This is a genomic window from Mesorhizobium sp. M8A.F.Ca.ET.165.01.1.1, assembly GCF_004792065.1.
Taxonomy (GTDB): Bacteria; Pseudomonadota; Alphaproteobacteria; order Rhizobiales; family Rhizobiaceae; genus Mesorhizobium.
In genome coordinates this window covers 187,385-194,728 of sequence record NZ_SRTH01000013.1, presented here as the reverse complement: position 1 = coordinate 194,728, position 7,344 = coordinate 187,385, and the positions used below count along the sequence as shown (strand labels likewise).

The window sequence follows — 7,344 nt, the reverse complement described above, 5'->3', positions numbered from 1 at the left end:
AAACCTACCTCACGTCGCCCGCTCTCCGCTGGCGTCGCTGATCTTGTCCCTGACGGCCTTTTCGGTTTCCGAGGCTGCGGTTTTGACGACGTCAGAAACTGTGTTGATGATCGAAGCAGGATCGGCGCCGAAGCCCTTTTTGTCGGCCTCGTCCTTGACTGTTTGGTAGGCTTGAGCGGCAACATCCTTGGCGCCTTCGACGCCTTGATGGAGCAGGTCGTTCGCCTTGTTGCGGATAGCGTCGCTCGTTTCACCGAGCTGTTGATCCTCGAATTCGGTGCGTGGAAGCATTACTCCTACCGCTGTCCCGAACGCCAGGCCCAGAGCCGCCAGCATCAGCGGTTCCCGGCGCATCAGGTCCACGGCTGCGGCCGTAGCCCTGAATGCCAAGCTCGACGAACCGCTACGCGCCTCGGTGGGGGCAGACAGCACGACAGCCAAGATCGACGACAAGGAACCCGAAGAAATCGAAGCCGAGCGAAAGCGGCGACAGAACGACCGCTGATATCGCTCGATGCAACGCTCAGCCCATCTTGGCGGACCGGGGGCGTAGGCATGACCACCACCGTCAACCTCGAACATCTTTCCGGCAGGCGCGTGCTGTCGCCACGCGGCAAAAGCGTAGGCCATATCGAGGAGATACGCGCCGAACAGGTAGGCGGCGATCTCGTCGTGACCGAATTTCACGTAGGCATCTATGCAGCGCTCGAGCGGCTTTCTGCTTTCGCTATCGGCTCCGCATTACTCGATCTTTTCAGCCTGCGCCGGCGAGATGGCTTCTATCGCATCCCCTGGGATATGCTCGATATCTCCGATCCGAAGCGGCCGCGTTTGCTGTGTCCGATGACCGAGCTCACTCATATGAAAGGGCGAAGCCAAACCTTGCCGGCTAAGGGAAAGCGATGAGGATGACACGCCTGGCTGAGGCGAAAGCAGCCGTACTGTTGCCATCGAAAGCAGGACTCATGTGACGGGAGCGAGAAAAGATCCGATCAAAACCGGCGCCGACGCCAAAAAAGTTGAAGTGACAATTTCCAAAACCAAAAGTTGACGTCGCCATTGCGGGAGGATATGAATTCAATTGTCGATATTGCTTGCTGAGCTTTGGTTATCGCGCGTTTGGCACCGCGCCCTGAACGAACCTTCCCTTCAAAATCGTCATCGTCACAAATCGGCAGCGCTCTCGCGTTGCCGACGTCCAATATTGCTATGAAAAGGGTTCATCATGACCACTGGCACAGTTAAATGGTTCAATTCCACCAAGGGTTTCGGCTTCATTCAGCCTGACAATGGCGGCGCCGACGCTTTCGTTCACATCTCTGCCGTCGAACGTGCAGGAATGCGCGAAATCGTCGAAGGCCAGAAGATCGGCTACGAAATGGAGCGCGACAACAAGTCGGGCAAGATGTCCGCCTGCAACCTGCAGGCCGTCTGATCGGGTTCAGCTTTCCTTTGACCACGGATGTACTGGCACTGTTGAAAGCATGAGACCAAGCGAGGTCAGGCAGAATTGCCTGACCTTTTTTATGTCCGGCCGACCGACCCACCAGCTCGCGCGTGTTCCGCCGCCTCTTGTCGATGGCCGTCAAGATCAAGGAGATCTGGATGTCCGAAAAAACGAGCGAACTTCAAACCATCAATACCGCCTGGCAGATCGCCATCCAGGAAATCCTGCGAATGGTCGTGAGGGATATCTACAGGATAGACGGCGAGGCTGCGTTCAAGTCACATATCAAGCGCATCGAAGAGGCTGCGGTCGACAGCATTTACACTGGCCTGATGCTCAGAGGAACCGACGAGTGGACGGAGCTTCTCGTTAAAGAGAAGGCCAGCAACTTCGTCACTTCGCTTCTGACATCCTTCACATTCAATCAGGTCTGAGCGCCAACGGCAGCCTTCGCGAGAACGCCTCGTTGGCCTTTGCGCGTCACGGCACCTTTTTAATTTAAGCTTCCATGTAGTTGTCGCGAAATCGCACGCTCATTCCGGCACATGCATCAGCCCGCCCGAATGTGCTCGCACACCCTAGGACGTAGGCTCATTACCGCGTAGCCAGATGCGGACGGAGACGAGTTTGAGGGCGGCAAGATAGTTTTCTGCCAGCTTGTCGTATCGAGTTGCGATGCGACGGAACTGCTTGGCCTTGTTGCAGAAGCGTTCGACGAGGTTGCGCGCCTTGTAGAGGAAGGGGCTGAAGCAGATCGGGTCCTTGCGATTGGCCTTGGCGGGATATTGGCCCATGCATTTCGCCTGGTGACGGCGTTGCGCAAGGCGTTGGCATCATAGCCCTTGTCGGCGAGCGGCATCGCACCCTCACGCAAATCCGTGATCATGTCTGCTGCGGAGGCGATGTCACTCATCTGACTTGCCGTGAGCATCAGTTTGATCGGCCTACCATTGGCTCAGCCCGCCTCGGGAGCGACCGAGACAAAGATCTCGCCCCCCTTTTTGCCGTCGCACCTTGCTGATGGACGCGAACAATGGAGGTGTCTATCATCTGCGCGTTGCCGTCATGGCCTTTGGTGACGGGGTCCATGAGGCGGTCCCACACACCTGCTTTACGCCATCGGACAAAGCGATTGTAGCAGGTGGTGCGGGGGCCGTATCGCTCTGGCAGATCGCGCCATTGCGCACCGGGTCGCAGCACCCAGAAGATGCCGTTCAACACGCGGCGATCGTCTACGCGCGGCAACACCTCGGGCAAGAGCGGCTCGATCACAAGCCATTCGGAATCGGTCAGGTCATAGCGGCTCATGCAGAGGCTGAATCACATTCCATTGCAATTTAAAAGCCGCCAATAGGCGAACGACCCCATTGCGGACAATGGCTGCAGCGATATAACTCCATGTATGCAAAGGTCCTTCAGCGTCGGAACACATGTTCGTTTAGTTGGAACGCCGCCAAATCTTGTTGATGCAGACGATCTTCAAACCGCAACTCTCTTCCGCTTATGCCTCGGAAAGACGTTCCCAGTCAGGGAAATGTTAGACGGCATGGCTGCTTTGGATGTCGGAGAGATATTAGGTGAACCGTCGTATATGCACACGATCTACGTAGAGCCTGAATTCCTTGAATTCGCTACGGGTTGACAAGCACCGTCCGAATTCCACCCCTCTTGGTCACTCCGCATTTATGAGTTCACAGGCTAGAGCAAGCATAATCCTTCACGCGGTTTCAGCGGGGCTCCAGATCGGGCTGATGCCTGACCGATTCCATCGAACGGATTTTCTCCCGCACCTTCGACGGGGGAGTTTTCCAGTGCGCCACGTCAGCAACTGGATTGATATTGCTCGCTGTTCACTGCCGGTGATAATGCAATCTTTTCCTCTAGGGTCAGTGCTGGAATGGGCAAATATCGGGAACACCGTCAGTCGCGGAGCCAAGGCTTCGAGAGCGATAATCATCATGAGAGTTCGGAACCGAGTTATTTCGACCGCAGGCCAGCACCACCCCAGACTTCGTCAGCGACGACCTTCTTACATGATGCTGAGGTACTCTGGTTAAACGCGGAGAAGGGTTTCGGCTTCTTGAGGCTCAGCGATGGTTCCGATGCCTTCATTCACTTCTCGAAGTTGCAGGCTGCGGGACATGACAGCCTTCCCGAGGGGGCACGCCTGAAGGTCCGAACCGAACCCGGCCAGAAAGGAGCCCAAGTTGTCGAAGTTGTCTCTGTAAGCCTGGGAGACGGTGCGTCCTCCCCAAAGGTTGTGAAGCGATCCGCCGAAGCCTCGGTTCCTATGCAGGAACACGACGGGCAGGAAGCCGCCGGCGTCGTGAAGCGATACGATCTGAACAAGGGGTTCGGATTCATTGCGTTGGATGGCGGGGAGAAGGACGTGTTTGTCCACGCGACTACTTTGACCGCAGCGGCGTGGCAAACCTCGAAGTCGGCCAGAAGGTGATGATCACTTACAGTCGAGGCCATAAGGGGCTTGAGGCGCGAACAATTCGTCCGTGCTGATCGGACGCTGCATCCAGTACTTGCGTCGTGCATCCCATAACAAGACTGCAGCGGCGTAACACCGGGGAAGCGGTATAAGAGTTTTAAGATAGATTCGGTGTCGCCGACGGGGAGTGTCCGATGACAAATGTGGTGACGCTGCACGGCGACAAGCGGTGGAAAGCCGTGCTTGAATATCAGCACGAGAATGGACCCATCACCATCGAGCACTTCTTGGAAGAGATTACCGAACTGCACTTGATCATCGAGCACGGACCCGACTGGAATACGCTCATCCGCTGCACGGTCACGCTGAACCGGCCGGACGGTGGCGAAGAACAGAACAGTGTCGAAAAGGCCTGGCAGAACGAACGAGGATCAGGGTGAGAAATCTGGCCACAAGGATCGAACGATACGCCAACGAATCGGGTGTCGGCTAGACGCTTGTGTGATCGAGTCCTAGATCGACGGCATCGCAATGTGGGTGGGTAGTGGGGCGGGAGCGGGATGGTTTGCAGCGGTGATCCATGCGCTGAGGGTCAACGTTGAACCACTCGATCCTTGGCGTTAACGCTGGCTACATCACACGCAACAAGCTGCCTGCGCCAGCAAGCAGGAAGCCATCTCATGTCAGGTACTGGAGGCCGGTCGATCGCGTCAGAAAGAAGCGAAGCATGGTGCATTTACTTGGCCGCACTTGCCGGCAAGCGCCTGCTCTCTCACCTGATGAGCAGCAAGGACTAACTCATACATGTCGCGGCTTCGGGTCGTTAGATGGCTCATTGCAAGACCCACTATCCAACATAAACACGAAAGCCTGGGCGGCCGCACGCTTGTGATCGCCGAAGATTCTCGTCGGCGCGGGTGGGGTAGGACGCAGTTTGGGTTGACTGCTGTGTGTAGACGCCCATATGACGCAATCTGCGCTTGGCGTCCAAAGCGCAAAATTTACGCGGAAGGAACGAAAATGGGCGAAAAATATGCCAACGCGCGCGAGCACTTTTTCGCTGCAATCAGGACATTGGCTGCCTCCTCCGAGAGCGTGCAAACGCGTCTGATTGATGCCAATGTTAATATTCTCAATGTGACGATCGATGAATTCGACGGTGACCGCGAGCTCAAAATCAAGTTTGCCAAGATTCTTGATCTCATGGCTGTCGACCAAGACGATATGGAAATGGTTGCGGTCGAGACCGCGGCGCACATGACGGATTTTGAAGCCGTTAAAGTCGCCGATTTGATTTGCGATTTTTATACCGAGCTCACCTAGCTCCCCACACATCATTCGTCTTCGCCCCTTGGGGGGGCGAGGCTGGAACGACATTGGCTTGTCGCTGCGGACTTGTTGAGTGGAACTATATTTCACCCGGTCCGTTCGTACCCGATGTGCCTTCAGAGCGCCGGGGTGTGGGATGAGCCTGCTTAATGATCAGCATGCGGTAGAGCCTTCCGAGGCCCGATATCGTCTCCTCGTTGAGTCGATTAGCGACTATGCCATATACCTGATGGATCCAGATGGCACCGTTGTAAGCTGGAACGCGGGGGCGGAGCGTTTCAAAGGTTACCGGTCGGAGGAAATCGTCGGGCAGAACTTTGCAAGGTTCTATTCCGAGGAGGACCGCGACGCGGGCGTGCCCAAGCGCAACCTCCAACTGGCGGCCAGGGATGGGCACTTCGAGGAGGAGGGATGGCGATACCGCAAGGATGGTTCGCGGTTCTGGGCCAGTGTGGTCATCGATCGCATCGTTGATCCAGCGGGAACCGTGGTGGGATTTGCCAAGATCACACGCGACCTGACGAAGAAGCGAGCCCAGGAAGCGGTACTGCGGCGAAGTCAGGAGCAGTTTCGGTTGCTGGTCAAAGGGGTAAGGGACTACGCGCTGTTCATGCTCGACCCAGAGGGCAATGTCGTAAGCTGGAACGCGGGCGCCGAGCGCATCAAGGGGTATACCGAGGAAGAAATCGTCGGGCAGCATTTCTCGCTATTTTATACTCAGGAAGATCGCGCGAGTGGCGAGCCGCAGAAGAATCTCGAAACTGCCCGGGCGGCGGGCAACACAGAGGTGGAAGGCTGGCGCGTTCGCAAAGACGGGTCTTTGTTCTTTGCCCATGTCGTAATCGACGCTATTTACGATGATGGGGGCAACCTCATCGGCTTCGCCAAGGTCATTCGGGATATCACGGACCGTCGTGACACTCAGCGGCAGCTCGATCAGGCACGCGAGGCCCTGTTCCAGTCCCAGAAATTGGAGGCGATCGGCCAGTTGACCGGGGGCGTCGCACACGATTTCAACAATCTCCTGATGGCCGTTTTGGGCAGTCTCGAGATTGTCGCCCGACGCAGCAAGCCTGATCCCCAGGTTACGCCGTTTATTGATAACGCTATCCAGGCGGCTCGGCGGGGCGCTGCCCTCACGCAACGCATGCTGGCTTTTGCCCGCAAGCAGGAACTTGCGATGCAAGCCGTCGATCTCGTCGATACCGTGCGTGGCATGGCGGACATTCTGGATCGCACCCTTGGCCCATCCATTGTTGTAACGACACGGTTTCCGGTATCCCTGCCGCTGGTCCATACGGACCGGGCGCAACTTGAGTTCGCGCTGCTCAACCTAGCAGTCAATGCGCGCGACGCGATGCCAGACGGTGGCACGCTGGTCATAGCTGCCGAACGGCAGGAGACTTCTCCCCGTGACGACGCTCGGCGGGCCGGACGCTATGTGGTGCTTTCGGTAACCGATACCGGCGAAGGGATGAACGCCACCACGTTGTCTCATGCAGCTGAGCCCTTCTTTACGACCAAAGGTGTTGGCAAGGGGACAGGCCTTGGTCTCTCGATGGTGCATGGGCTCGCCGAGCAGTCAGGCGGACGATTCGTGTTGTCCAGCGAGCCCGGCAACGGAACGCGAGCGGAGTTGTGGCTAGCGCTGGCGCCCGGTGAACTCAGTTCGCCCGAACCACCGGCCGCCGTGCCGGTGTTCACGGCAATGGATGGCAAGCGCGTTCTTGTCGTGGATGACGATGCTCTCGTGCTCCTGAACACCGTGACGATGGTCGAGGATCTCGGACATCAGGTCTTCGAGGCAACATCGGGCGAAGAAGCCCTGTCCATTCTTGATAAGGAAAGCATCGACCTCCTCATAACGGACTACTCGATGCCAAAAATGACCGGTGGCGCGTTGGCCGCGACGACGACGACGCGCTGGCCACACATCAAGGTCCTGATCGCCACCGGCTACGCGCAAATGCCAGACGACTACAAAGGCAAATTCGAACGTCTGGGGAAGCCGTTTAGCGAACAGGAACTGAAAGTGGCGATTGGGCGGACGCTGACGTTATAGCTGGCCTGTTGTCCTGCTCAAACAACGCACGTACAACGCTTCCTGGGCTACCGCTGCTTGCAAATT

Annotated in this window: 8 protein-coding genes and 1 pseudogene; 7 read left to right on the top strand and 2 right to left on the bottom strand. The window is 57.0% G+C overall.

The window, feature by feature from the left end; genetic code table 11:
* Positions 1–9: 9 nt before the first annotated feature.
* Positions 10–363, bottom strand: a complete 354-nt coding sequence (locus tag EN808_RS27495) for a hypothetical protein (protein ID WP_135917264.1) — start codon at positions 361–363, stop codon at positions 10–12.
* Between the two features lie 192 nt (positions 364–555).
* On the opposite strand from EN808_RS27495, the gene EN808_RS27490 reads away from it, so the two are divergent.
* The 3 genes from EN808_RS27490 to EN808_RS27480 all read left to right on the top strand — a co-directional run bounded on the left by EN808_RS27490 (position 556) and on the right by EN808_RS27480 (position 1,881).
* A complete protein-coding gene (locus EN808_RS27490) occupies positions 556–906 on the top strand; it encodes a hypothetical protein (RefSeq protein WP_135907004.1) in 351 nt (116 codons plus the stop codon).
* Between the two features lie 319 nt (positions 907–1,225).
* Positions 1,226–1,435, top strand: coding sequence for a cold-shock protein (locus tag EN808_RS27485; RefSeq protein ID WP_027145347.1), 210 nt, complete (start codon positions 1,226–1,228; stop codon positions 1,433–1,435).
* 170 nt (positions 1,436–1,605) lie between these two features.
* Positions 1,606–1,881, top strand: a complete 276-nt coding sequence (locus tag EN808_RS27480; protein ID WP_135907006.1) for a hypothetical protein — start codon at positions 1,606–1,608, stop codon at positions 1,879–1,881.
* Positions 1,882–2,025: 144 nt separating this feature from the next.
* Here EN808_RS27480 and EN808_RS27475 read toward each other — a convergent pair.
* Positions 2,026–2,755 (bottom strand): annotated as a pseudogene (locus tag EN808_RS27475) (IS5 family transposase).
* 589 nt (positions 2,756–3,344) lie between these two features.
* Here EN808_RS27475 and EN808_RS37685 point away from each other — a divergent pair.
* From EN808_RS37685 to EN808_RS27455, 4 genes are all read left to right on the top strand, one after another.
* Complete coding sequence (locus EN808_RS37685; RefSeq protein ID WP_135917263.1) at positions 3,345–3,902, top strand: cold shock domain-containing protein; 558 nt, start codon at positions 3,345–3,347, stop codon at positions 3,900–3,902.
* Between the two features lie 179 nt (positions 3,903–4,081).
* Positions 4,082–4,327 (top strand): hypothetical protein, encoded by a 246-nt coding sequence (locus tag EN808_RS27465; RefSeq protein ID WP_135880728.1) that lies wholly within the window; start codon positions 4,082–4,084, stop codon positions 4,325–4,327.
* Between the two features lie 580 nt (positions 4,328–4,907).
* Positions 4,908–5,210 carry a hypothetical protein gene (locus EN808_RS27460; RefSeq protein ID WP_135880727.1) on the top strand — a complete coding sequence of 101 codons (303 nt, stop codon included), beginning with the start codon at positions 4,908–4,910 and terminating at the stop codon, positions 5,208–5,210.
* A gap of 142 nt (positions 5,211–5,352) precedes the next feature.
* On the top strand, positions 5,353–7,278 hold the full coding sequence (locus EN808_RS27455; protein WP_135907010.1) for a PAS domain-containing sensor histidine kinase: 1,926 nt from the start codon (positions 5,353–5,355) through the stop codon (positions 7,276–7,278).
* Positions 7,279–7,344 lie beyond the last annotated feature (66 nt).

What these genes read in the sequence shown, in the direction of transcription:
- EN808_RS27460 (WP_135880727.1), top strand. Translation starts at nt 4,908, where the DNA reads ATGGGCGAAAAATATGCCAACGCGCGCGAGCACTTTTTCGCTGCAATC.
- EN808_RS27490 (WP_135907004.1), top strand. Translation starts at nt 556, where the DNA reads ATGACCACCACCGTCAACCTCGAACATCTTTCCGGCAGGCGCGTGCTG.
- EN808_RS37685 (WP_135917263.1), top strand. Translation starts at nt 3,345, where the DNA reads ATGGGCAAATATCGGGAACACCGTCAGTCGCGGAGCCAAGGCTTCGAG.
- EN808_RS27480 (WP_135907006.1), top strand. Translation starts at nt 1,606, where the DNA reads ATGTCCGAAAAAACGAGCGAACTTCAAACCATCAATACCGCCTGGCAG.
- EN808_RS27485 (WP_027145347.1), top strand. Translation starts at nt 1,226, where the DNA reads ATGACCACTGGCACAGTTAAATGGTTCAATTCCACCAAGGGTTTCGGC.
- EN808_RS27465 (WP_135880728.1), top strand. Translation starts at nt 4,082, where the DNA reads ATGACAAATGTGGTGACGCTGCACGGCGACAAGCGGTGGAAAGCCGTG.
- EN808_RS27455 (WP_135907010.1), top strand. Translation starts at nt 5,353, where the DNA reads ATGAGCCTGCTTAATGATCAGCATGCGGTAGAGCCTTCCGAGGCCCGA.